Here is a 24,607-nt window from a genome sequence, read left to right as displayed (position 1 = left end):
TTTATGCTTCCCGAAGCTATCAAAGAACAAATCCGAAAAGAGCTGAACAAGGAGATTCAATCCCTTCAGTCAGTTCATGGCGGTGACATTAATCAGGCTGCCAAAATTGTGTTAGGTGATGGAAAAGAATTGTTCGTAAAGTGGAATAATTCTGCTCCCCAAAATATGTTTGAAGCCGAGGCAAAGGGGCTTCAATTACTGAATTCAGCCGACACCAATCTTCAAATTCCTTCACCGATTTTAATCAAAGAAGATTTTCTTGTTCTTGACTGGGTTGAGGAGGGGGGCGGAAAACAGCACTCAGCTCATAATTTCGGCAAGGAGCTGGCGAAGCTTCACAAACAAACCGCTGATCAGTTCGGGCTGGGTCATGATAATTACATCGGTAAGCTGCCCCAATCTAATGCCCGTCATTCAAACTGGCCCGACTTCTTTGCCCTGGAGCGGATTGAGCCCCAGGTGCGTAAGGGCGTTGAGTCCGGCAAACTCACCCGGTCTATTCTGAAAAATGTGGAAGGGATGTATAAAAAACTCGGATCTATATTTCCTACCGAAAAACCTTCGCTGCTTCACGGAGACCTTTGGAGCGGAAACTACATGTTCACCAAAAGTGGGCATGCAAGCATCTATGATCCCGCCGTTTATTACGGTCACCGGGAAATGGACTTGGCTATGACTCGTCTTTTTGGTGGATTTTCAGCTAATTTCTACGAAGGATACAATGAAGAATTTCCACCGGAGGGTGGCTTCGACAGCCGGGTCACCATCTGCAACCTGTACCCTATTTTAGTCCATGCCAATTTGTTTGGCGGAAGTTACTGTCGCCAGGCAGAGAACATCATCAACCGTTATGCCTGATTTACCTTACACCCGCATTGTTTCACTGGTTCCAAGCCTCACCGAGCTCTTGGTTGATCTGGGATTAAAAGATCAGCTGATTGGTCGCACCCGGTTTTGTGTGCACCCCAAGGAGATTAAGGATATTGATATTATCGGGGGGACAAAGAATCCGAATCTTGAGAAAATTGTGGAGCTTGAGCCGGATTTCATCCTTGCAAACAAAGAGGAAAACCGAAAAGAAGATATCGAACTGCTCGACAAGTATGCTACGGTTCGGGTTACAGAAATTGATTCTATTCAGGATGCCATTCTGGAAATAAGCTCACTGGGAGAAGTGCTGGGGGTTAAGGAACAGGCCGGAAAACTTGTTAAGAAAATTACGGCTCTTTTAAATGATCGCCCTGCAAAACCTCCTCTTTCCGTAGCCTATTTCATTTGGAAAGACCCCTGGATGACGGTTGGAAATGACACCTATATTCATGATGTGCTGCATAAATATGGGCTGGATAATGTGTACGGGCTTCATAAAAGATACCCCAAAACCACCCTCAACGAACTTTCAGAGCATGCTCCCGAACTAATCTTGCTCAGTAGCGAACCTTATCCTTTTAAAGAAAAACACATTGATAAAATCAAAGCGGCGTGTCCTGAGTCAAGAGTGGAACTCATTAATGGGGAGTGGTTCAGCTGGTATGGGTCCCGGATGACAAAGGCCTTTTCTTTTCTAAATGAATGGCGGGCTTCTCTTTAGTTCTTATTCTGCTATATTCGGGAAAGAACACTGTGTTTACCATGACTACCATTCGTTTCTCCCACACCCTATTCATATTTATTGTCCTCATGCTTACAGGCTGCCAGACCGATAAACTGGAACGCATTTCTTACACCAGTCAGGTTGCCGGTGAGGAACGAGACTTTTACCTGTACCTTCCTAACGGTTATGAAGTGTCAGACAAAAACTGGCCGGTTATGATGTTCCTTCATGGAAACGGAGAACGGGGAAATGGCAAAGATGAGCTCGGTTTTGTACTAATGCACGGCCCATTAAAAGAAGCGTGGATTCATAAAAGAGACCTGCCTTTTATCATCATTTCTCCACAACTGCATATGTTTGGGATGGATGAAAGCGTTTCGTACCTGCAAAACCGTGACACCACATCCATTCCAAAAAGGCTGGAGGAAGGAATTCCCGAACGAACACCCATTGCACCTACTTCCGAGACTATGAATGGAGATGAAAGTGAGCTCCCCGATTATATCACTTTACCAAATGGCTGGGAGCGGGTAGAGGAGGATCTCATCGGAATGATTGATTATGTGATTGAAAATTATCGGGCAGATTCGAGCCGGGTATATTTAACCGGGCTGAGCTACGGAGGCTTTGGTACCTGGCATTTAGCAAGCACATATCCCGAACGATTTGCTGCCATCGCTCCGGTAGTAGGTTGGGGGCATCCGGATTTAATGGTTCCTGTCGCCGAATATGAAATACCGGTCTGGGCATTTGCCGGCGGAAGGGATCTGGTAGTACGGGCAACACATTTTTACCCAGGATTGAACAAGCTGGAAGAGTTAGGGCACACGAATGTCCGGTTCACAAATCATGAAGACCTCGGGCATGACACCTGGAAGCGCGTTTATCGTGGGGGTGATTTGTACACCTGGTTTTTAACTCATCGACTTAACGCAGACTCTCTGGATCAATGAATGCGGCAGAGGATTTCATATTGCGGCATGAGGGAAATCAAAAAGAGGTAATGCTGTACTTCCATAACCTGCTGACTTCTTTCCCAACTGTATCACCGGCCCTAAAATACCGAATACCATTCTACGACCAGAATACATGGGTCTGCTACCTGAATCCTCTAAAGAATGGCAAAGTATCGCTCTGTTTTATCCGGGGATATGAACTTTCAAACGAACAAGGATTGCTGGAAAGCAAAGGACGCAAACAAGTACTGAGTGTAGATTTTGGCAGCGTTGATGAAATTCCCAAAAACACCATCCGGGAAATCATCAACGAGGCTCTTTTTCTTGATGAAACGGTCCCTTACAAGCCACTGGGAAAACGCATTCAGGAATAAATCGGGTAATAGGGTCAGCATACGTTCCCACTTTTCGGGTCTATGTAGCATCCGTCACCGCTCAATGACCGCTGCCAGTTTAATTGTGATTCCAACTCTCTCATCCACCCGGCAATTTCCTCATCGGTATGAAACTCCTCTCCGTCTTCTTCAATATATGGAAGCTTTACCTGCTCCCCATCCTCCTCATAGTTCACCTTTTTGAAAGAAATCACGAGGTTGTTCAGCTGCTGCTCCAGACGGTCAGATGCAGCATCCTCTCGCTTTCTGTGTAGTTTTATCATGGCTCAAATGTTGTGAACTGTGTCTTACAATCTGTGTTAAACCTGCTAATTCTTCCTCAGTAAAAAAAGTTTTGGAAGCTTATTGACCCTATTAAATTATTCTAATATATTAACATTAGAAGTTTTTAATACAAACAGAGTAGGGCCACCGTGATCTCGCGAAAGGTAATGATTGTTGAAGACGACCCGCTGCTATCTATAGTAGAGGAGAAGCTGGTTACCAAGCTTGGCTATGAAGTAGTTGGCACGGCCCGCAGTGGAGAAGAAGTCCTCGGGATCATCGCCGACATTAATCCTTCTATACTTTTGATGGACATTCAGCTTTCCGGTGATCTTGACGGCATTGAAACAGCAAAACAATTGCGTTCTGACCAAATTGATATCCCGGTAATTTTTCTTTCTGGCGATGACAGCCCAATGGTATTAAATCAAGCCAAGGATATTGATTACATCGATTTTTTATTGAAGCCTGTGACCAAATCTGACCTGTCTAATTCACTTGGTAAAGCTGAGAACAAGATTAATTCAAAATCTCAGTACGCAGCATAAGAACTTAGATCAAACAAATACCCATAACCCACATAAAGTAGTTTGACCGCTGCTTTATTGTTTTCCGAAGCCGACACATCCTTTTTGTGTCGGCTTTTTTATTTATCCGGTGGTTTGATGCTGCACCACTACACGCCCGGCCTGTTTGCCATCCAGGATAGCTTCAATTTCGGGCTTGAGATTTTCCAGACCGACTATTCGGGCAAAATCATCCGGTAGTTTCCCATGGTTCATTCCAGCGATGCTATCCCAAATTTTTAACCGCATCGGCATTTTGCATATGGCGGAGTCGATGCCCAACAGGCTTACCCCCCTCAGTATAAATGGGTAAATATTTGTCTTCAGTTCATGCCCCAAAATATTCCCACAGCAGGCTACTGCTCCGTCATGATTGGTTTGACGGATCACCGCATCCAGCATTTCACCACCAACCGTCTCTATAACTCCATTCCATTCACGGCTCAGTAAAAAGTTCTCGTTTACCCCGGAAACTACATCCCGGTGAATGACTTCAACCGCGCCAAGCTCTTTCAGAAAATCCTTTTTATCTGTTTTACCGGTGGCTGCCACTACTTCATATCCCAATTCCGAAAGAAAGAAAACGGCAAGTGAACCCACACCACCCGTTGCTCCGGTCACGAGTACTTTTCCGTCTTCCGGCTTGATAAGCTCACGCTGCAGCCGCTTCACCCCATACATAGCAGTAAAGCCGGCTGTTCCATACTTCATAGCCATTTCCATATTTAAAGCGACCGGAAGCTCCACTACCCAATCTTTGGGCACGCGAATAAGCTCTCCAAATCCACCGGAGGTATTGGAGCCTAAATCACGACCGGTAACTACTACTTTTTGTCCTTCGGAAAACGCGCCGGACCTATCTTCCAAAACAACCCCCGAAGCATCGATGCCGGGAATGTGTGGGTATTCTCGGGTCACTCCTTTATTACCCGAAGCTGACAGGGCATCTTTATAATTGAGTGATGAATAGTGAACTTGAATCAGCACGTCGTGGTCGGGCAAAAAGGTGCGTGTCACGTCCGTTACTGATGATACAAATTCTCCTTTCGATTTCTCTTCTACATAAAATGCTCTGAATGTCTCTTCACTCATTTTAATACTCGTTTAATCCACTTTAACTTTCCTTTATAAGGGGCATACCGGAAAGGGATATCCAGCCAAAATGGTTTCTTCATGATACTTTTGGTATGCGAAAATATATCGAAGCTTTGTTTTCCGTGATACGCACCCATTCCGCTATTGCCCACGCCCCCGAATGGCAGGTGATGATTTCCAAGATGAGCAAGCACATCATTAATTGCCCCGCCCCCAAAGGAGCATTTTTCTGTGATCATCGATTCTGCATCGCTGTCTTTTGAAAACAGGTAGAGCGACAACGGCTTGCTTTTTGAGTTTACCACATTGATGGCGTCAGGGATTTTTTCGAAAGTCAATACCGGCAGAATGGGGCCAAAAATTTCTTCCTTCATTACGGTTCCATCTTCATTGACATCCACTAAAACCGTCGGCTCAATGTATAGTTCATTCCGGTCCGTTTTGCCCCCACAAAAGATCTTTCCATCATCCAGATAACCTTCCAACCGGTCAAAATGCGACTCATTTATTACCCGCGGATAATCCGGGCTCAGCTTCGGGTTCACTCCATAAAAATCCCGAACAGATTCTTTAAAATGTTCCAGAAACTGATCTTTTACCTTTGACTGAATGAGTACATAATCCGGGGCAACACAGGTCTGACCTGCATTCACAAATTTCCCCCATGCAATGCGCCGGGCAGCCGTTTCAAGGTCGGCCGTTTCGTCCACAATACAAGGGCTTTTGCCCCCCAGCTCCAGCGTAACGGGCGTCAGGTTCTTTGCCGCCGCCTCCATCACAATTTGCCCAACCCGGGTGCTGCCCGTAAAAAAGATGTAGTCAAAATCTTGAGCGAGTAAATCCTGATTTGTTTCCACTCCGCCTTCCACCACGGCTACAAACTCCTCTTTGAACCATTTCCCGAGAATTTCTTTGATGGCCGCAGATGTATGGGGCGTCAACTCAGACGGTTTTATTACCGCCGTATTACCGGCCGCAATGGCACCCACCAAAGGCAGCAATGCCAATTGAACCGGGTAGTTCCATGGCGCAATGATAAGAACGGATCCGTAAGGTTCGGCAACCGTGTAATTTTTGGATGGAAAATTGACCAGAGCGCCTGAAACCTTTTGTGGCTTCGTCCATTTTTTGAGGTTTTTCAGCACATAACTGATCTCATTATGGAGAATACCAAGCTCGGTGGCATACATTTCCAGCTCAGGTTTTTTAAAATCTTTATGCACGGCCTGCATAAACTCTTCTTCGTGCTGGGTGAGGAGTTTTTTCAGCGTTTGAAGCTGATGTATTCTAAACTCTACCGATTTCGTAGCCCCGGACTTAAAGTAAGTACGCTGACGCTCTAACAATTCTTTTCCGTCCATCAATGATCTGTTTTTCTGCCAATAAAAGTATTCATGGAATCATAAACACCAAAAATTTTGCCTGCTACAAAATCGTATAATTTAGCAGGAAGAATTCCCCTTATAAAAGGAGTTAGTTTTACCATGAATGGCTCTCTAAGCCGTTCTTTTTCCCGCTCTACCGCATCCAGTATTTTGGTTGAAATGTCATCCGGGTCAAGCAGGGGCATAAGCAACGGGGCTGTAACCCCGGCGAACATTCCGGTATTGATGTAGCTGGGCATCACTGTAAGCACATTCACCGGCTCCCCATTTTTCTTAAGCTCCAGGTTCAACGATTCCGACCAGCCCACGGCCGCCCATTTACTGGCTGCATATACAGTCATTCCGGGGTTTGGGGTGAGTCCTGCGGCCGAAGCGATATTGATGATATATCCATATCCGTTCTCAATCATAGCCGGTAAGAAAGCCCGTGCTACATACATCAAACCAAGGCTGTTAATATCCATGGTTTTTTTGATGTGCTCTATGGAGTGCTCTTCGAACTTTTTACCAACTACAATTCCTGCGTTGTTGAATAACATGTCGATGGACCCGTGCTCATCTAACACTTTTTTTGCCTCTTGCTGAACCTGCTCAGGGTCACTTACATCCACAACGCCCGTCTCCACAGTATACCCTTGTTTGGAAAGACGTTTTGCGGCATCAAGCAATTTGTCTTCATTAATATCCCAAATGATCAATTTACGGGCTTCTCTCTGTAACGATTTTTCCCCCATCAGATAGCCAATACCACTGGCTCCGCCGGTTATTAAAACAATTTTATTTTTAAAAGAAGACATATAAAAACCGTATCTTTAAAGCTTGAAATTAAACAAATACTGAACGCAAATGTTGTTGCCAATGTGCAAGTGTTCAGGCAAAATTAAAAATCAGACTATAAGTCAATTATTCATACAATGAAAAGAATATTATTACTCTTCACCCTTTCAATTCTGGTGGCCTCTTGCCAGCAAGCACCTCAAAAGGTTGCGCTAAACTGGGAGGAAGCCGAGTCATTGCCGATGGGAATTTCCAACAATGCAGTAACAGCTGCTCAGGTTGACGGCGACTGGTTTGTGTACACCTTTCTGGGACTGGAAGAAGGCAAAACACATGCCGATGTAAGTGATTTCGCTGCCCGATTCGATGTCAATAAAGGAATCTGGGAGCAAATTCCCGGTGTCCCTGACGGAACCGGCCGATTAGCCAGCACCACTGAAACCGTAAACGGACAGATTTACATCTTTGGCGGATATACCGTAGCTGAAGATGGTTCTGAAGTATCCACCCAAGAAGTATTCAGGTATGATCCTGATGCTAATTCTTACGAGCAGGTTGCCGACATGCTGCTTCCTGTTGAAGACGCCGTTTCCCTGGTTTACCAAGACCGCTACATCTACCTGGTTAGCGGATGGAATAACACCAACAACGTTTCGAATGTGCAGGTGTATGATACCCAGACAAATTCATGGTCGCACGCCACACCGTACCCCGGCCCTCCCGTATTTGGGCATTCCGGTGGTATTGTTGGCAACACGATGGTTCTTTCCGACGGTGTTCAAACTGTTGTTGATGAAGGTGAACAGATTTTTATGATGTCTCCCGGCAGTATCAAAGGTGAGATTAACGCCGAGAACCCGGAAGAAATTAACTGGACACGCATCAAACAGCACCCGGGGCAGGCACGCTACCGTATGGCGGCTGTCGGTGTTTCATCTCCGGTAGAAATGGTTGTGTTTGTGGGCGGATCAACCAACCCCTATAACTATAACGGAATTGGCTACAACGCCAAGCCGGCCTTCGCTGAAAGCACCGTTTTCGCCTATCGTTTAGATACCGAAGAGTGGGTTGAGTTAGGTGCAATGCCGACGGCCAGTATGGATCACCGCAGCATCGCCAGAGCCGGTGACGAGTTTTACCTGGTTGGCGGAATGGTTAACGACCAACGGGTAACCGACCTGGTTCAGAAATTCACCGTTGAGCTGGAATCAGCCAACTGATCCGAATCTTATTTTTACTTTGCCAAAGCGAAAGGCGTAACTGCCTTTCGCTTTTTTATTGAATAAATTTCTGAAGTATCTTAACGCATTCACATCAGTACAAAAAGAAAGAATTAAATATCCTTACATGACTATGAAATCATTATATCTGTTCATCGCTTCTCTGACCCTGCTTGGTGCCTGCAGTTCTTCCCCGGCGGACCAAGCCGCAAATAGCATAACCAAAGATTCCTTACTCAGACATATTGAAACGCTATCTTCGGATGACTTTATGGGGCGAGCAACCGGAACGGAAGGTGAGCAAATGACCGTAGATTACCTGATTTCAGAATTTGAAGACATGGGCGCTGAGCCTGCAGCCGGAGGTAACAGTTATACCCAGGAATTCCCGCTTTTGGGACAAAGCACCTCGAATGCGGAAATGTCGGTGCGTACAGACGGGCGCACTCCTTTCGCCCTTCAGTATTATGATGAGTTTATGGCCTGGCCGGCAAATCAGGCTGAGGAAGTAGATGTACGCAATGCCGAACTGGTATATGTGGGATATGGAATTCAGGCCCCGGAAGAAGAATGGGATGATTTTAAAGGCGTTGATGTAGAAGGCAAGATTTTAGTCATGAAAAACAACGACCCGGAATTTTCTCCTGATGTTTTTGCCGGAAAAACCCGGCTTTACTATGGCCGCTATTCCTATAAGTATGAAAAAGCAAAAGAGATGGGAGCACTCGGCGCTATCATTATTCATACTACCGAAACAGCCGGATATGGCTGGAATGTAGTTGCTAATGGATGGAGCCGAGAGCGTTTTTATCTGAAAGGTGAAGGCGATGCTTCTGCTTCTCCAACCAAATTCAATGGCTGGCTTACTCAGGAAGCAAGTCGCCTGTTGTTTGAAGAAGCCGGATTGAATTTAGCCGAACAGATGGATGCCGCCGACAGCCGGGACTTTGAACCTGTCGAGCTTTCCGGTGTTCGTATGAATGTGAGTATGGACGCTGATTACCGGGAAATTGAATCTCAGAACGTAATCGCTAAAGTGGAAGGAAGCGACCCTGAGCTGAAGGATGAATACCTGATCCTCACCGCCCACCTCGATCACCTTGGAATAACAACTCCCGTTGAAGGCGATTCAATCAACAACGGCGCTTCCGATAATGCTGCGGGAGTTAGTGCCCTGCTGGAAATGATGGAAGCCTACAAATCAATACAGCCTGTCTTAAAACGAAGTGTGCTGGCCCTGGTTGTAAGTGCCGAAGAAGTTGGGCTGCTGGGTTCACAATACTGGGCAGAGAACCCAACCGTAGAGCCCGGTAAGGTTACCGCAAACATTAACCTGGACGGGATGAATGTGTATGGCAAAACCCGTGATGTTGTGGTAGTGGGATACGGGAGAACCTCACTTAGTGATCTGCTGGAAGAAGAAGCCCGACAGCAAGGCCGAACCGTAAAACCGGACCCCTATCCTGAGCGTGGCTACTTCTATCGCTCCGATCACTTCAATATGGCCAAAGTGGGAATCCCGGCAATTTTTCCGAATCCGGGAACGGAATACATTGACAAAGGGGATAACTTCCTGGCTGTTCGCGACAGTGTAGCTGATGCCAATTATCATACCGTAAACGATGAAATCAACGAATATTGGGATTTAAGCGGTGCCGAAATTGACACTCGCCTGTTTTTTATGACCGGCTTCCGGGCTCTGAATTCTGAGAACCTGCAAAGCTGGGATTCCGGCGATGAGTTTGAAGCCACCCGGCTTCGCATGCTTGAACGTGTTGAAGGTCAATAAGAAATCTACCGGTTTTTATCTGTGATTTAGTTTCGGCTGAATCACAGAATCCTATTTCTAATGTTCTCCTGAATCTAACAACCTGCTGCAAATCAGTACTTTACAATCAAGCGCCTATTCTTTTATTCATGATACTATTTTGTACTTTTCTGACTAAAGTTTCCTGATTTTATACCGAAAACTACTCAACAGCGTTGAGCAGCAACCCTCGTTAGAATCATTAACATGGAGCAACTGAAATCACTTGTTAGGAGAGACCTTAAACCCGCCTATTGGTCTTGGAATGTCAAGAATGACAGCCTGACCTTTGGTGCATCTTTTGCTGATTTTTTTGAGTGTTCCGATGACGATGTCCCTTCTACTTTTGACGAGCTTTCCGGTTTTCTGGAAGAAGGCGAGCTTAATAAGTTCACCGAAATTGTTAAGTGCCAACCAAGCCACAAAGAAGCCGGGCGATTTGATTTCGAAACTATCCATGAGACCACGAATGAACAACAACGGTTCAGTTTGGTTTGGAAGGGAGAAATAGTTGAATGGGATTGCGGCAAACCAGCTTTAATAGCAGGACAGGTTCGGCAAAAACCATCCGCGGCTAAGAATGAGCTTTCCATTAAGGAGCAGGCTACCCTCTTTAAAAAAATGATGAACTACCTGCCGGACTGCATCTTCTTTAAAGATAAAGAAAGCCGGTTTATAGCCATCAACAATGCCTGTGCAAAAAAGTTGGGATTGGAAGATCCTGCGGAAGCCGATGGGAAAACAGATTTCGACTTTTTTGATGCCGAACATGCCCGACAAGCCCGGGAGGATGAAGTTGAGGTTATGAAATCTGAACAACCCATCATCAACAAAACGGAAAAAGAAGGTTCCCGGCATGGGAAGAAATCGGCCTGGGCTTCTACTACAAAACTACCTCTTTACGGAGATAACGGAAACGTTGTTGGTACCTTCGGGATTACTCGTGATGTGACAAGACAACATCACGCAGAGCTGGAGCTACAACAAGCAGAGGCCACCCTTAACAGACTTTCGGAGCAGGTGCCGGGCTTCTTCTATCTTTTTGAACGGAATAATGAAGGGCAATCTTACATCCCATTTGCCAGCAGCGGCGTTGAAGACTTATTCGAGGTTTCTCCTGATGAAGTGAAGAATGATATTAATGCCATCATAGAACGAGTTCATCCGGATGATCGAATTCAGTTTATTACCTCCATACAAAAGTCCTTGAATGGCTTAACGTTATGGGAACATGAATTCAGAGTACTGTTATCAAAAAATAATCTGCGATGGCTGCGTGGGCGGGCAAAGCCGGAAAAATTACTCGATGGAACTTCCAGAGGATATGGATACCTAACCGATATCACTGAAGAAAAAGAGCAGTATGAGCAAATTACCCGGCTACAGGAACAGCTTCAGCAAGTTATTGATTTTGCTCCAACTCTTATTTTTGTGAAAGATCTCGAGGGCAGGTATCTGATGGCTAATAAATCGACAGCCGATTTTTATGGACTGCCACGAAAAGAAATGATCGGTAAACGTGATATTGACATTGGCGTGTCGGAAGAAAAAGCTCAAAAATATCGAAAGGCAGACCAAAAGGTTATCGAGAATAACGAGGAAATGTTTATTCCTGAGGATAAAACTATTCTACCCGATGGCAGGGAATTGTGGCACCAAACCACAAAAGTGCCTTTTTTGAATACCGATTCGGGCAAACCGGCTGTGCTTTCCATTGTAACTGATATCACCCAGCGAAAGCAAAATGAAATAGAGCTTCGTAACAGCCTCGATATTATTGGAGAACAGAATAAGCGCCTAAAAAACTTTGCTCACATTGTCTCCCACAACCTGCGCAACCATGCTGGTAACATTTCCATGCTGCTTTCTCTTTATGACATGGAAGAATCTCAGGAAGAGAAAGAAGAACTATTAAGCCACCTAAGCTCTGCTTCCCATCGCCTTAATGAATCTATTGCCGACCTGAATGAGATTATTGACCAGCAGTACAAAACCGGCAACGATCTTAAAGAGCTGAACCTGCAGGAAACGATTTCGAAAATCAAAGAAATTCTGACAACCGATATTCTTGCTAATAATGTCAAATTTGAAGAACAGGTGCCTGCCGACCTTTCCCTTGAGTATAACCCCGCTTATCTCGAAAGCATCATTCTCAACCTGCTTTCTAATGCCATCAAATACCGGCATCCCGACCGAAAACCCAAAATTTCCATAAACGCATGGGAAGAAAGTGATAAAGTATTTCTTGAAATATCCGATAACGGTTTAGGCATCGACATGGAAAAATTCGGGGATAGATTATTTGGCATGTATAATACTTTCCATGGAAATGATAACGCCAAAGGCATCGGGCTGTACATCACAAAAAACCAAATTGAGTCTATGGGTGGGTCCATAGCTGTTGACAGTATTCCCGGAGAGGGAACAACCTTTAAAATACAATTAAAATGAGTTCATTGAAGAGTATCTGCATTATTGACGATGATAAAATTTACACTTACGGGGTTTCCAAAATCATAAAAAACTACCTTCCCGGAAACGACGTCATGTCATTCGAAAATGGGAAAAAGGCACTGTCTGCCATCAAAGAAATGGAGCAGAACAATGATGAGCTGCCCGACTTAATCCTGCTCGATATCGATATGCCGGAGATGAATGGCTGGGACTTCCTGAATGAATTTCAGTCAATAAGAGATAAGGTGAATAAAGAGATTCAGATTTTCGTAATCAGCTCCCGAATTGACCAAAAAAATCAGGAAATATACCGTGTGGAATGGGATCAAAAAGTAGATGACTTTATTCAAAAACCGGTTCAGGTTGAAGCGCTTAAGGATCTTCTCGCCTGAAACCAGCCTTTTACTCTTGGTTCCGGTACTGATGTTTTGTTTTTGGGGTTGATGTGAACCTTCTTCTGAAAGGATAAGTTAATAGTAATAGAATACCACTTAACTAATTCCTGCACATGAAGATTGAAATTTGGTCGGACGTTGCCTGTCCGTTTTGTTATATCGGTAAAAGACATCTCGAAGAAGCCCTCCATAAACTCCCGGACCTGGATGTTGATATCGTCTGGAAAAGCTTTGAGCTCGACCCCAATGCCTCTGTCGATTCCGATCTTGATATCTATGACACTCTCGCCAAAAAATACGGTCGCGACAGAGCCTGGGCCAAACAAATGAATGCCAACATGGTTCAAATGGCCTCCGCCGCCGGGTTAGACTTTAACATGGATGAGGTAAAACCCACCAATTCTTTCAACGCTCATCAGCTCATCCACCTGGCTCGTAAGCACGGCAAACAAGATGAGATGAAAGAAGCACTATTGTCTGCTTACTTTGTGGAAGGCAAGCATGTGGGCGACACAGAAACGCTGGTTCAAATCGCTTCGAATGTGGGGCTTGACCAGAATGAGGCGAAAGAAGTATTGCAGAACAATACGTACTCCAGCCAGGTTGTCAATGACGTGGAGGAAGCTCACCGGCTTGGCGTTCAGGGCGTTCCCTTCTTTTACATCAACGAAAAGTACGGGCTTTCCGGAGCTCAACCTGTAGAAGTCTTCACCGAGGCTCTCCAGAAAATTGCGGAAGAGAAAGTCAGTTAGCGAAATCAGCGCTCAACTCATAAACTCCTTTCTACCAAATGATTACACCGCACTTTATGTTGTTGACTTTGCGAGTGCGATAAAACTTGTAAGCTTTTTCAAAGTTTAATTTATCGCAGTTGCCAGAACACTTTTTTTGAAATAGATTTTTGCACCCATTAAAAAATTTAAGGACCTATGAGAAATTTATTCATCACATTTATAACAGCTGCTTTGTTTGTGTCGTGCAGCACGGACGACCCCAATGAAGGATCGTTTGTGACCCTGTTAGGGAATGACACCCTCGCCGTAGAGCAGTTTGTTAAAACCGATTCAAGCATTACAGCTCAGGTCATCCTTCGAAGTCCTGAGGTTCAAATCTCAACCTACATTCTGCATTTTGACGAATTAGGCGGAATTGAAAGTATGGTACAAACCGATCACTCTCCGGTAAATGGTTTCCAGGAAGATGGAGCCACTGTTCGCAACATTACGAAAGTGGGAGACAGCCTGTCGGTTCGCGTATTAAGAGATGAAGACTATATAACCTATCGGGCACCTTTTGAAGAAGGGCTGCTTCCTTTCATCGATATGGTACACTGGCCTTATGAGTTAGCCTTCAATAAAGCTGCTGAAGCAGATCAGGATACGATCATTCAGCCTTTGTTGTCGGGTAACAGAATTATGGATTTCACCATTGCTGAAATTGAGGGTGATTCCATGACCGTTCGCCACCCTTTCCGCGGAGTGATGGGAGTTCGGGTAAATAGGGATGGAGACATACAACACCTGGATGCCGGACTTACCACCCGAAAACTTAAAGTACACCGAACCGGACAGCTGGATATGAACGCACTGGCCAATCGATTTGGGAACGATCCCGTTGGTGAGCTTTCCGGAGCTGTAAGTGCTGAGTATTCATTTAAAGGCGCCAATTTCCGCGTAGATTTCGGTTCACCCAAAAAACGAGGGCGCGACTTATTTGGAAATATCGTCCCCTGGGGTGAGCGCTGGAGAACAGGAGCCAACCGAGCCACACATTTCTATACTTCTGAAGATTTGATGTTCGGCGATCTTGAAGTTCCTGCCGGAGAATACACGCTATTCACAATCCCGCAGCCTGATGGCGGCACGCTGATTATCAATAAGCAAACCGGCCAGAACGGACGATCTTATGATGAAAGCCGTGATTTAGGCCGCGTACCGATGGAGATTTCAACCACGGAAGAAACCGTTGAAGCATTCACCATTTCGGTTGAAGAAACAGAAGAAGGCGGCGAGTTGAACCTGGCTTGGGGTAACACCGTTTTTAAAGCAGACTTTACGATTCAATAAGCTTAGGCATACTTGTTTTAAGAAGGGCGCATCTTTAACGGTGCGCCCTTTTTTATTTTCTCTCAATAAACAGAAGGCGGTTATTTAAAATTTTTCAGGATAATTCTTTTGGGAAACGAAATGAAAGCTGATACAGCCCGTCTGTTTTAAGTTGTGATTCTGCTTCAATTTGGGTTAACAGCGAATCTACTAATGTGATGCCCAAACCGGTTAATTTTTCTGGTTTATGATCGACAAACCCACTTCCGTTATCCTGATAAAATAATTTGTAGTGCTCATCTTCTTCAAAAGCAGAAATTTGAATTTGGCAGCTCTCCTGAGCTTCATTAAAACCATGCTTCAGGCTGTTTGTAATCAATTCATTTAAAATAATGCCAACCGGTACACCATGATTTACATTTAGATACTGAATATTGATATCTAACCTTAAATCTATCTCTCGTCCGGCTTTATTGAAGCTCTCGATAATAATATCCGCTAATTCTTTGATATATTTTTTAAGATGAATTCGGCTTACATCCTCTGATTGATAAATTAATTCATGCACTTTGGAAATGGACAGAATACGATTGGTGCTCAACTTGAGTGCAGACCTTGAAAACTCATCCGTTGCCAAACCGGATTGCAAGTCCAGCAAACCGGAAACTACCGCCAGATTATTCTTTACCCGATGATGTATTTCCTGCAGAAGTACATTTTTCTCTTCAATATTCTGCTTCAGTTCAAGGTCTTGCTGTTCAAGTACCTTATAACTTTGGTCCTGTTGTTTAATAATCTTGATTAACGACTTATTGAAGATGTGTACAAACATGGCGATGATCATACTAACCAGCGAAAGTATGATCCCATGAATAATCCATTTTGTTGGAGTGTTTAACTCAGGTCCCAACAAGCCCGGCGATAGATAACCGGCCAAATACCCATAAGCAATAATGAAATAAGTGAGAATAGATATGAAAAAGAATAAGGCAGCCCACCGAACTTCAAATACCAATATCCCGAGAAAAGGAATAAGCACAAATACCGTCCTTATCGTAGAATTAAGGCCATGCTGATACAAGTCGGCTACAAAGAATAAATACACGGCTACGAGAATAAAGCCTCCTTTAAAGAAAAGAGACACCTTCGCCCTGTTATAGTAAAGGATAAAAACGGAAATGATTACGGTCAGGTCGATATAATTGAATAAGTTGAGATTTCCCGGGTTAAATGGAATCTGGGGAATCAAAAAAGCAATAAAAGCGATAATTGCCCCATACAATACAAAGCTGTCAATTAACTTTGTCTTGACCGACTCTATGGTAATTCTTTGTTCCTTAGTAACTGTCATTTTAAACCAATACCCTAACTTATTCCCTAAAGCAAAAATTAATGAAGAATTACTGATCCTGAATTCTACAATTATACCCCATAATTATCGTCCGGATCGTATTATTCTTTACCGAATAATGTAAATAAAGCGCATTATTTCATGATTACTCTACTCGGTTCTTATAATTCAACCAGCCTGAAATTAACAGTGCTCCAACGCCGGATATTGCTACTATTGAATCCACAAGAGGAGCACTCCAGGCGAAACCGGAGATTGAATCAAGATAATATTTAACGTAAGAAGCCGGCAAGTCGGCCTCACCCAATGCTCTTTTTACCTGCCAGTGCCAGTCGGTACAAGGGCAGTACCCCCACCCGTAAACAGCGCCCAGTCCGATCCACGAAAAAATGGTGGCTGAGATTACATACAAATGCAGCCTTCGGGTTTTACGCCAAATCCACCCCGTCAGATTAAAGGCAATCAACGAAAAGTGAAAAACCACAAAAAACACATCCAAGAATTGATACATATCATCCAAAACCCGATTAAGATTTCTTTCTACTCATAAATTTTTCAACACGTTGTATATGTTCAGCATCAATCCAAAGCTCTGCAAATGGTTCTATTTCTGCTTCCAGCGATTCTTTTCTTTGGGGAGAAAATCTTGATGCCCCACCTTTCAGCGTTTGTATAAACTTCCGGTCGTTTTTGGTGAGCTTTTCTATCCAATCAAGTACTTCACTTTCTAAATCTTCCCCCTTTAAAATATGTTCGATCAAACCATGAGCCAAAACGCTGTTGGCAGAAAGCACTTCGGCCTTTCCACACCACTGCAATGCTTTGGCCTTACCTATTTTTTCGACAAGCCTTGTCAAACCTCCCCAGCCGGGAACCAGGTAAAATCGGCCCTGTGTAAAGCCGAATTTGGCATCAGGCATCGACACACGAAAGTCAAAAGCCAGCATCAGCTCAATGCCTCCTCCATACGCATCTCCATTTATGCAGGCGACCGTCCAGCAGGGCAGCCGTTCAATCCGGTTAAAGATATCATGCATTCGCTTCGACATCTCCACTGCCTTTTCTTTGGATTGTATGGTGTGAAATTTTTTGAGATCACCCCCCGCTACAAACGACTGCTTTCCGGCTCCGCTTAAAATAAAAACCCTGACCTCATCGTCCTTTTCAAGAGATTCAACCAGTTGCTCCAGTTCATCCATCACATCAAAGTCGATGGCATTTCTGGCTTCGGGGCGGTTTATCGTTGCCCATAAAATGTGGGGAGAAATACGTTGTTGGGTAATGCTCATATCCTGATTTTTATTTCAAAATAGAAATTATTGCCGTTTAGTAAGGGAAGGATTTAAAAAAGTTTGACTCCTTTCTGCATCAGACTCTTCAGAAAAGCGCTTACAGATTATTTATCCTCATTTTTTGCGGCTAACTGATTGAAAATTCCTTTTAAATGTAGGATAATTGGGGCCATGGGTTCCATCCAAACCAAGAAAATAAACAAGACCCTTTCGTCTGCTCATAATGATGTGCGGATTGCCCATATTTTAAATAAGTACCGGGAGAAGGTGCTTATAACCACTTCGTTTGGAACCACCTCAGCACTTCTCATTCATATGGTAAGCCGTATCCGGCCAAATCACCCCATTCATTTTATAGATACCGGCTACTTATTCCCGGAAACGATTGAATATAAGAATACTCTTATTGAGCGATATGGTGTAAATGTGATCGATCATGTTCCCAATGAGCGAAAGCACCGTATTACCCAGAAAGGCAGTATGTGGGAATCGAACCCGGATTTATGCTGCCACTATAATAAGGTGGAGCCACTGGACGAGGTTAAAGAAGGGCATGAAGTTTGGATTTCCGGCTTGATTGGATATCAGAACAGCTATCGAAGCGGGCTGGAAATTCTTCAGAAACGGGATGACCTCCACCGCTACTATCCGCTTATCGACTGGACGCGGGATATGGTGGATGACTATTTTGAAAGTTATGGCATTCCCCGCCATCCATTAGAGCGCTTTGGCTTTGACTCTATCGGATGCATCCATTGCACAAAAAAAGGGGAAGGCCGTGATGGCCGCTGGGGTGAGTCCGGCAAAACAGAATGCGGACTGCATTTATAGTTACGGGTATTTGAGCTCATTTTCATTCAGCTCTCGTAGGTAATGGCACACAACTCTTAAAAGTACCAACCTAATACGAAATGAGTACCAGCGCCAAAATCATTTATCGTTCTGCCCTTAGAATTTCTGCTTATTCTGCCATCATCCTGCTGTTTTTATCATCAGCAAAGCTATCTGCGCAAACCACCGTGCTAAAAGACATAAACCCCGGCATCAGTGATGGATATATTGAATACATGACTGTGGTCGGAGACACCATGTACTTTGTGGCCGACAATCAGGAAGATGAAGGCGAGCTGTATATTACAAACGGTACGGCGGAAGGAACCAAGAAAATTACAGACCTGGCTCCGGACGATGATTATCCTGATATCGAAGAGCTCACTCCCTTAGGTAATAAACTTATTTTCACAGCAGTGACTGAAGAACATGCCGATGAAGTGTATGTTTCGGACGGTACATCTGCAGGAACCTACCTGCTCAAAGACATTTACCCGGGCGATTACTCTTCGGATGCCGAGCATTTTGGAGTGATGAACGGCAAAGCCTACTTCCCGGCTGAAGACGGACGCTACCCGGATGCCGACAACGGCGAAGAGCTCTGGGTCACAGACGGTACTTCGTCCGGCACCTATATGCTTAAAGATTTAGATCCCGGCCAATACCTTCAGTATTCCTGGAGTAATGAAGAGACCAACTACAGCTCTCGACCCGATCACTTTTTTGCACACAATGATACCATGTATTTTTCAGCCCGCCATCATGAATACGGTGAAGAACTGTGGGCTACGGATGGAACCGCCGACGGCACTTATATGGTAAAAGACATTTTCCCGGGGTTGTATGAAGATTCCGACGACAACAAAAATGACAGCTCGCCTACTAATTTTACTTCTATAAACGGAACCGTCCTTTTTAATGCTCAAAGTGACACCTCCTACAAAGACTATTTATACACCACGGATGGCACGGAAGAAGGAACCAAAAAATTCCTGGATGAAGAAGTGTACATCACGGAAGATCCCGTTGAGTATAATGGGAACTGGTACTTTATATCAGACACCAAGCTTTGGAAAAGTGACGGCACCCCGGAGGGAACATCCGCTGTTATTGATATGGCCGTTGATAATTATGTAATTGAGGACGGCTCTGATCTTAGCCCAAAAATTTTCAAGCTTAATAATCAGCTTTACTTTTTCAGCACTTATACCCTTTGGAAAACCGATGGCACCAAAGCCGGAACTGAAAAAGCGGTAGAATCTATCTTCAACCTGTTTCATTACCACCACACAGATTTTGCAACGGTATATAACGGGCGCATCTACTTTGCTGCATCGGATGACGGTTACGGTCAGGCCCATGTAGCCGGTCGTGAACTCTGGATGACCGACGGCACACAAGAGGGTACTATGTATGTAGCCAACCTGCGTACCGGCATTGATCGCGGCGAACCCGATGGCTCTGACCCGGAAGACTTACGTGTACTGAATGGAAAGCTATACTTCACCGCAGAAGGTGACTCTTTGGGAAGAGAAATCTGGATGACCAACGGCATCCCTCAACGACAGGTTCAAATTGAAGACACTTTGAGGCTGGCTGAATTTCCAAACTTTGGTGCAACAGTGAACTTTAATGAAATGAACCAGCCGTTTACCATCAACTCTACCCTGAACCTTGGTGCTGAGGCTGAGCAAATTAACCTCCCCGATACGCTTTCTCTGGTTTCAAATAAGCTGTGGAACTTCCATACCGAAACGACCTCTGCGTTTAATGCTGAGGTCTGCTTTTCTCTGCAACAAATAGACCTCTCTAACTTTGATACGGCACTATTATCTATCGCAAAAAGGGAATCTGATCAATCAGAGTGGAGTGTATTAGCATCTTCTTTAACGGACAGTCAGGAATCGATTTGTGCTTCAGGAATTACCTCTTTCAGCGATTTCACTATTGTTGAACGCCCACAACAGAATACCGATGTTTCCACAGAAGACGATGTTTTGCCGTATTCTTTTACACTTAAGAATGCCTACCCTAACCCATTTAACCCCACTACAACTATCGGTTATTCAATTCCCGAGGCGGAAGATGTCCGCCTGACCGTTTACAATCTGGTGGGACAAAAAATCTCGACCCTGGTTAACAAAAAGCAATCTCCCGGAACGTATCAAATTGACTTTGATGCCGGTCAGTTATCAAGCGGAATCTATTTTTATCGACTGGAAGCGGGAGGGCAGGTTCGTGTTAAAAAAATGACGCTGCTTAAATAATAGAATAGATTTGAAAAATTATTAAAGCTCAAAAGGCTGTTTGGAGCATTCTTCCAGCCACTCCAAATATTCCTGATTACCTTCATCTTCGGTAATGGTCAAGGAAACGACAGCCGGCACTTCGTAGCTGTGCATTTCTTTCACCCGGCGGGTAACTTTTTTAACTCGTGAATAATGCGTTTTCACAATCAGCACACACTCATTTTCTTCCTGAACTTTACCCTTCCATTTGTAGATGGAATTCATGCCATCAAAAATATTGGCACAGGCCGCGAGGTTTTCTTCAACCAGGGATCGGCCTATTTTCTGAGCTTCTTCTTTATTTGGAGTAGTGATGTAGAGGAGACGTAGGTTTTTATACATAGTGATTCAAAATTCAGTATTTCAAATTCCAATATCCAATGCTTTTTTACGCTAAACATGTAAAAGCTTACGAAGTATGTTCGATGACCACTTTATATGGGTAAAAAGTTGAATTCAGAAATTGAAAACCTTATCTTTGCAAGCTCTGAATTTTGCGAGAGTGGCGGAATTGGTAGACGCGCTAGATTTAGGATCTAGTATCTTAACCGATGTGGGGGTTCGAGTCCCCCCTCTCGTACTTCCTTCCTAATCATAATTGTAATCCTGTTCATTTATTGAATAAAAGTAATTAAAGCGGAGAACACGTGGATATTTCTGTAGAAGAGCTCACATCTGTAGATAAAGAAGTCACCCTGAAAGCAAAAAGAGAAGACCTTCAGGAAGATTTCGACAAAGCATACAAAAAATATAAAGACCAAATTCAGCTTCCGGGATTCCGTCCGGGCAAAGTGCCAATGGGACTGGTTAAAAAGCGGTTTGGCAAAGAGATTGAACAAGAGGAAATCAGTAACATCATCCAAAAGGTATTTGAGAAAGAAGTAGTACCTGAGTATGAGCCGGTTGGCGAAACGGAGATGGTTGATTTTACCTGGGAGAATGATGAGCTGGAAGTGAAATTCAAAATCGGTTCAAAACCGGAAATTGAAGTAGCTGATCTTTCCAAAATTGAAGTGAACAAAATGGTTCACGATGTAACCGATGAAGAGGTTGAGGAAGAAGTTGAGAGAACCCTGGAGCGGGAAGGAAACTGGGAAGAAGTGGATGAAGCCGCTTCGGAAGAAACCCAGGTGTTGGTAGATGTTGTTTCTAAAACCCACGGCGATGAAGACAAAGATCAGCGCATCGACCTCAGAAAAGATGATGCTTCCGAGTTTCTTGAAGCGCTCAAAGGCAAAAAAGCCGGTGATGTTGTTGAGATGACTATCCCACATGGTGATCATGAAGATGAGCTTGAGATTACCCTTAAGAAAGTGCAGAAAATGCACAAAGCTGAGCTTTCTGATGATATCATTAAAGACCAAAGCAACGGCGAGGCGGAAAACCTGGATGAGTTCAAGAGTTACATCAAGAGCCGCATGCAGCAGTATTACGATCAAACATCCGATGACCTTTTCAAGAATGATGTAGCCGATGCACTTGTTGAAGCACATGACTTTGAAGTACCGGAAACATTCGTAGCTCAAATTCAGGGGTCCTATGTGGATCAACTGAAGCAGCAGCAAGGCGGAGAGTTACCGGATCACTTTGATGCAGAAGAATATAAGGCCGGCATGAAAGACCGTGCCGTGCGTGAAGCCAAGTGGTCGTTCATCAGCCAAAAACTGCAAGAAACATTTGAAGATATCGAAATAAAACCCGAAGATATCGACGAGCATCTCGCAGGTCAGGCAGCCCAGTACGGCATGCCTGTAGATCAGCTGAAGCAGTATTATGCACAGCAACCACAGATGCTTGAGCAACTTCGCAGCAGCATCCGCGAAGAAAAAGTGTTCGATATTTTGCAAGACAAGGTGAAAACCAAAGAAATCAGCAAAGAGAAGTACCGCGAACAGCAGGAAAAGAAAGACGACAAGAAGAAGAATAAATAACCGATCATCCAGGACATTATGATATCTGATCAACCGCTATTTGAAGACCCGAATTTAGATTCCGTACAACCTGTACAGAACAACCTTGTACCTATGGTTGTGGAAACCACCAGCCGTGGCGAACGCGCTTATGATATTTATTCACGGCTGCTTAAAGACCGGATTGTGATTCTGGGTTCACCGGTTAACGACACCGTGGCCAGCTCAATCATGGCTCAGCTGTTGTTCCTTGAGTCTGAAGATCCTGAAAAAGACATCAACTTTTATATCAACAGTCCGGGTGGCGTTGTTTCTGCCGGATTGGCGATCTACGACACCATTCAGCACATCAAGTGTGATGTTGCCACTACCTGTATGGGAATGGCCGCAAGTATGGGCGCCGTATTGCTGACTGCCGGTACCAGCGGAAAAAGAAGCTGCCTTCCTCATTCCCGAGTTATGATTCACCAGCCTTTAGGGGGAACCCGCGGACAGGCCAGTGATATCGAGATTGAAGCCAAAGAAATTATCCGTGTTAAGAAGGAGTTAAGCCAGATTCTTGCCGACCACAGTGGAAAGTCTGTTGAGCAGGTTATGGAAGATTCTGACCGTAACAAGTGGATGACGGCTCAGGAAGCCAAAGACTACGGATTGGTCGATAATGTGTTGTCCAAGTCTGAAGATTCCAAATAAGCGGCATTTTCATTAAATTTAGCTTGTTATGAGCGATAAAGAGAAAAATAGTGATATAGTACACTGCTCATTTTGCAGCCGTTCGAGCCTGGAAGTGAACAGTATGGTAGCCGGTCCCGGCGTTTATATTTGCGACCGTTGCGTGGAAGATGCATCCAGCATCATCCAAAGTGATTTGGCTTCTTTAGCCCGCCGACGGGAAAAGAGCTACAAGCCCATGCTTAAGCCGGTCGAGATCAAGAACAAACTTGATGATTACGTAATCGGTCAGGAGCTTGCCAAAAAGACACTTTCAGTAGCGGTTTACAATCACTACAAGCGTATTTCTGCTGAAACAGCGGAAATTGATGATACGCAGATTGAGAAGTCTAACATCATGTTGCTTGGGCCTACCGGTAGCGGTAAAACTCTTTTGGCCCGCACCCTGGCTCGCATTATCGATGTTCCCTTCACCATCGCCGATGCCACCGTATTAACGGAAGCCGGTTATGTAGGCGAAGATGTGGAAAGCATTTTAAGCAACCTGCTACAAGCCGCCGATTATGACGTAGAGCGCGCCAAGCGTGGAATCGTATATATCGATGAAGTGGACAAAGTAGCCCGCAAGAGTGATAACCCCTCTATTACCCGCGATGTAAGCGGAGAGGGCGTTCAGCAGGCTTTATTGAAGATTTTAGAAGGAACAGTCGCCAATATTCCACCAAAAGGTGGAAGAAAGCATCCTGAGCAAAGCTTTATTCAACTGGATACGGCTAATATTTTGTTTATTTGCGGGGGTGCTTTTTCAGGGCTGGAAGAAATCATCTCCCGTCGCCTTTCTACAACCGTGATGGGCTTTAATGCATCCGATCAGGTTAAGTTCAACAAAGAAGATCCCGAGATTTTTACGCATGTTGAACCGGAAGACCTTCAGCACTTTGGACTCATTCCCGAGCTGATTGGTCGATTGCCCGTCATCTGTGGATTGCACGAACTTTCTGATGACGCCATGCTCGACATCCTTCAAACTCCAAAAAATGCGCTCGTTAAGCAGTATAAAAAACTGTTTAACATGGAAGACGTTGAGCTGGAGATTGAAGAAGAAGCACTCAAAGCTATCGTCAAAAAGGCTAAAGCCCGCAAGACAGGAGCCCGTGGGTTACGTTCTATCATGGAGGCAGCCATGCTGGATATCATGTTTTCGCTTCCATCTATGAAGAATATAGCACGGTGTGTAATCACAGAGGAGACTATTGAAAAGCAGGCTCCTCCGGTTTACGAGAAACAAAAAGCTTCCGCTTAACCATCAG

General features: G+C 44.5%; 24 protein-coding genes and 1 tRNA gene. 17 read left to right on the top strand and 8 right to left on the bottom strand.

Annotated elements, in window-relative coordinates:
* Positions 1–3: 3 nt before the first annotated feature.
* Genes NM125_RS07735 through NM125_RS07720 form a run of 4 tightly spaced genes read left to right on the top strand, consistent with a single transcriptional unit; the run spans position 4 to position 2,924 of the window.
* Positions 4–858 carry a fructosamine kinase family protein gene (locus tag NM125_RS07735; protein ID WP_255134333.1) on the top strand — a complete coding sequence of 285 codons (855 nt, stop codon included), beginning with the start codon at positions 4–6 and terminating at the stop codon, positions 856–858.
* A complete protein-coding gene (locus tag NM125_RS07730; protein ID WP_255134332.1) occupies positions 851–1,591 on the top strand; it encodes a helical backbone metal receptor in 741 nt (246 codons plus the stop codon). Before NM125_RS07735 ends, NM125_RS07730 begins: the two co-directional genes overlap by 8 nt.
* A gap of 41 nt (positions 1,592–1,632) precedes the next feature.
* Positions 1,633–2,547, top strand: a complete 915-nt coding sequence (locus NM125_RS07725; protein ID WP_255134331.1) for a carboxylesterase family protein — start codon at positions 1,633–1,635, stop codon at positions 2,545–2,547.
* Positions 2,544–2,924, top strand: a complete 381-nt coding sequence (locus tag NM125_RS07720; RefSeq protein ID WP_255134330.1) for a DUF1801 domain-containing protein — start codon at positions 2,544–2,546, stop codon at positions 2,922–2,924. The genes NM125_RS07725 and NM125_RS07720 overlap by 4 nt, the downstream gene beginning before the upstream one ends.
* Before the next feature lie 14 nt (positions 2,925–2,938).
* On the opposite strand, the gene NM125_RS07715 is transcribed toward NM125_RS07720, so the two are convergent.
* Positions 2,939–3,208 carry a hypothetical protein gene (locus NM125_RS07715; protein ID WP_255134329.1) on the bottom strand — a complete coding sequence of 90 codons (270 nt, stop codon included), beginning with the start codon at positions 3,206–3,208 and terminating at the stop codon, positions 2,939–2,941.
* Positions 3,209–3,376: 168 nt separating this feature from the next.
* Between NM125_RS07715 and NM125_RS07710 the strand changes: the two genes are divergently transcribed.
* Positions 3,377–3,757 carry a response regulator gene (locus NM125_RS07710; RefSeq protein WP_255134328.1) on the top strand — a complete coding sequence of 127 codons (381 nt, stop codon included), beginning with the start codon at positions 3,377–3,379 and terminating at the stop codon, positions 3,755–3,757.
* Between the two features lie 102 nt (positions 3,758–3,859).
* On the opposite strand, the gene NM125_RS07705 is transcribed toward NM125_RS07710, so the two are convergent.
* The 3 genes from NM125_RS07705 to NM125_RS07695 are packed head-to-tail and all read right to left on the bottom strand — an operon-like array spanning position 3,860 to position 7,052.
* Positions 3,860–4,867, bottom strand: a complete 1,008-nt coding sequence (locus NM125_RS07705; RefSeq protein ID WP_255134327.1) for a YhdH/YhfP family quinone oxidoreductase — start codon at positions 4,865–4,867, stop codon at positions 3,860–3,862.
* Complete coding sequence (locus tag NM125_RS07700) at positions 4,864–6,231, bottom strand: aldehyde dehydrogenase (RefSeq protein WP_255134326.1); 1,368 nt, start codon at positions 6,229–6,231, stop codon at positions 4,864–4,866. The genes NM125_RS07705 and NM125_RS07700 overlap by 4 nt, the downstream gene beginning before the upstream one ends.
* A complete protein-coding gene (locus NM125_RS07695) occupies positions 6,231–7,052 on the bottom strand; it encodes an SDR family oxidoreductase (protein ID WP_255134325.1) in 822 nt (273 codons plus the stop codon). The genes NM125_RS07700 and NM125_RS07695 overlap by 1 nt, the downstream gene beginning before the upstream one ends.
* Positions 7,053–7,169: 117 nt before the next feature.
* On the opposite strand from NM125_RS07695, the gene NM125_RS07690 reads away from it, so the two are divergent.
* The 6 genes from NM125_RS07690 (at position 7,170) to NM125_RS07665 (ending at position 14,974) form a co-directional block, all read left to right on the top strand.
* Positions 7,170–8,252 carry a Kelch repeat-containing protein gene (locus NM125_RS07690; RefSeq protein ID WP_255134324.1) on the top strand — a complete coding sequence of 361 codons (1,083 nt, stop codon included), beginning with the start codon at positions 7,170–7,172 and terminating at the stop codon, positions 8,250–8,252.
* Positions 8,253–8,385: 133 nt separating this feature from the next.
* The gene (locus tag NM125_RS07685) at positions 8,386–10,041 is read left to right on the top strand and encodes a M28 family peptidase (RefSeq protein ID WP_255134323.1); all 1,656 of its coding nucleotides are present in this window, start codon (positions 8,386–8,388) and stop codon (positions 10,039–10,041) included.
* A gap of 225 nt (positions 10,042–10,266) precedes the next feature.
* Positions 10,267–12,510, top strand: coding sequence for a PAS domain-containing protein (locus NM125_RS07680; RefSeq protein WP_255134322.1), 2,244 nt, complete (start codon positions 10,267–10,269; stop codon positions 12,508–12,510).
* Positions 12,507–12,905 (top strand): response regulator, encoded by a 399-nt coding sequence (locus tag NM125_RS07675; protein WP_255134321.1) that lies wholly within the window; start codon positions 12,507–12,509, stop codon positions 12,903–12,905. Before NM125_RS07680 ends, NM125_RS07675 begins: the two co-directional genes overlap by 4 nt.
* A gap of 116 nt (positions 12,906–13,021) precedes the next feature.
* Entirely contained in the window at positions 13,022–13,660 is a 639-nt protein-coding gene (locus NM125_RS07670; RefSeq protein WP_255134320.1) for a DsbA family oxidoreductase, read from the top strand.
* 177 nt (positions 13,661–13,837) lie between these two features.
* Positions 13,838–14,974, top strand: coding sequence for a DUF2911 domain-containing protein (locus NM125_RS07665; RefSeq protein ID WP_255134319.1), 1,137 nt, complete (start codon positions 13,838–13,840; stop codon positions 14,972–14,974).
* A gap of 94 nt (positions 14,975–15,068) precedes the next feature.
* Here NM125_RS07665 and NM125_RS07660 read toward each other — a convergent pair whose 3' ends face one another.
* The 3 genes from NM125_RS07660 to NM125_RS07650 form a co-directional block, all read right to left on the bottom strand.
* The gene (locus NM125_RS07660) at positions 15,069–16,304 is read right to left on the bottom strand and encodes a sensor histidine kinase (protein ID WP_255134318.1); all 1,236 of its coding nucleotides are present in this window, start codon (positions 16,302–16,304) and stop codon (positions 15,069–15,071) included.
* Positions 16,305–16,449: 145 nt separating this feature from the next.
* Positions 16,450–16,815, bottom strand: coding sequence for a DUF2784 domain-containing protein (locus NM125_RS07655; protein ID WP_255134317.1), 366 nt, complete (start codon positions 16,813–16,815; stop codon positions 16,450–16,452).
* A 16-nt stretch (positions 16,816–16,831) separates the two neighbouring features.
* Complete coding sequence (locus NM125_RS07650; RefSeq protein WP_255134316.1) at positions 16,832–17,593, bottom strand: enoyl-CoA hydratase/isomerase family protein; 762 nt, start codon at positions 17,591–17,593, stop codon at positions 16,832–16,834.
* Between the two features lie 174 nt (positions 17,594–17,767).
* Here NM125_RS07650 and NM125_RS07645 point away from each other — a divergent pair, with 174 nt between their 5' ends.
* Together NM125_RS07645 and NM125_RS07640 are read left to right on the top strand one after the other, a co-directional pair.
* Positions 17,768–18,427, top strand: a complete 660-nt coding sequence (locus tag NM125_RS07645; protein ID WP_255134315.1) for a phosphoadenylyl-sulfate reductase — start codon at positions 17,768–17,770, stop codon at positions 18,425–18,427.
* A gap of 80 nt (positions 18,428–18,507) precedes the next feature.
* Entirely contained in the window at positions 18,508–20,694 is a 2,187-nt protein-coding gene (locus NM125_RS07640; RefSeq protein ID WP_255134314.1) for a T9SS type A sorting domain-containing protein, read from the top strand.
* Between the two features lie 21 nt (positions 20,695–20,715).
* On the opposite strand, the gene cutA is transcribed toward NM125_RS07640, so the two are convergent.
* Entirely contained in the window at positions 20,716–21,057 is a 342-nt protein-coding gene (gene cutA / locus NM125_RS07635; protein WP_255134313.1) for a divalent-cation tolerance protein CutA, read from the bottom strand.
* Between the two features lie 154 nt (positions 21,058–21,211).
* Between cutA and NM125_RS07630 the strand changes: the two genes are divergently transcribed.
* The 4 genes from NM125_RS07630 (at position 21,212) to clpX (ending at position 24,600) form a co-directional block, all read left to right on the top strand.
* Positions 21,212–21,295: transfer RNA gene (locus NM125_RS07630), tRNA-Leu, on the top strand.
* Positions 21,296–21,362: 67 nt separating this feature from the next.
* Entirely contained in the window at positions 21,363–22,646 is a 1,284-nt protein-coding gene (gene tig, locus NM125_RS07625) for a trigger factor (protein ID WP_255134312.1), read from the top strand.
* Positions 22,647–22,664: 18 nt separating this feature from the next.
* Positions 22,665–23,318: an ATP-dependent Clp endopeptidase proteolytic subunit ClpP gene (gene clpP / locus NM125_RS07620; protein WP_255134311.1), complete on the top strand. Its 654-nt coding sequence runs from the start codon at positions 22,665–22,667 to the stop codon at positions 23,316–23,318.
* 28 nt (positions 23,319–23,346) lie between these two features.
* Positions 23,347–24,600, top strand: coding sequence for an ATP-dependent Clp protease ATP-binding subunit ClpX (gene clpX, locus NM125_RS07615; protein WP_255134310.1), 1,254 nt, complete (start codon positions 23,347–23,349; stop codon positions 24,598–24,600).
* Positions 24,601–24,607: the final 7 nt, after the last annotated feature.

Source organism: Gracilimonas sediminicola (assembly GCF_024320785.1).
In the GTDB taxonomy this organism is placed as follows: Bacteria; Bacteroidota; Rhodothermia; order Balneolales; family Balneolaceae; genus Gracilimonas; species Gracilimonas sediminicola.
This window is presented reverse-complemented; position numbering and strand designations above follow the sequence as displayed.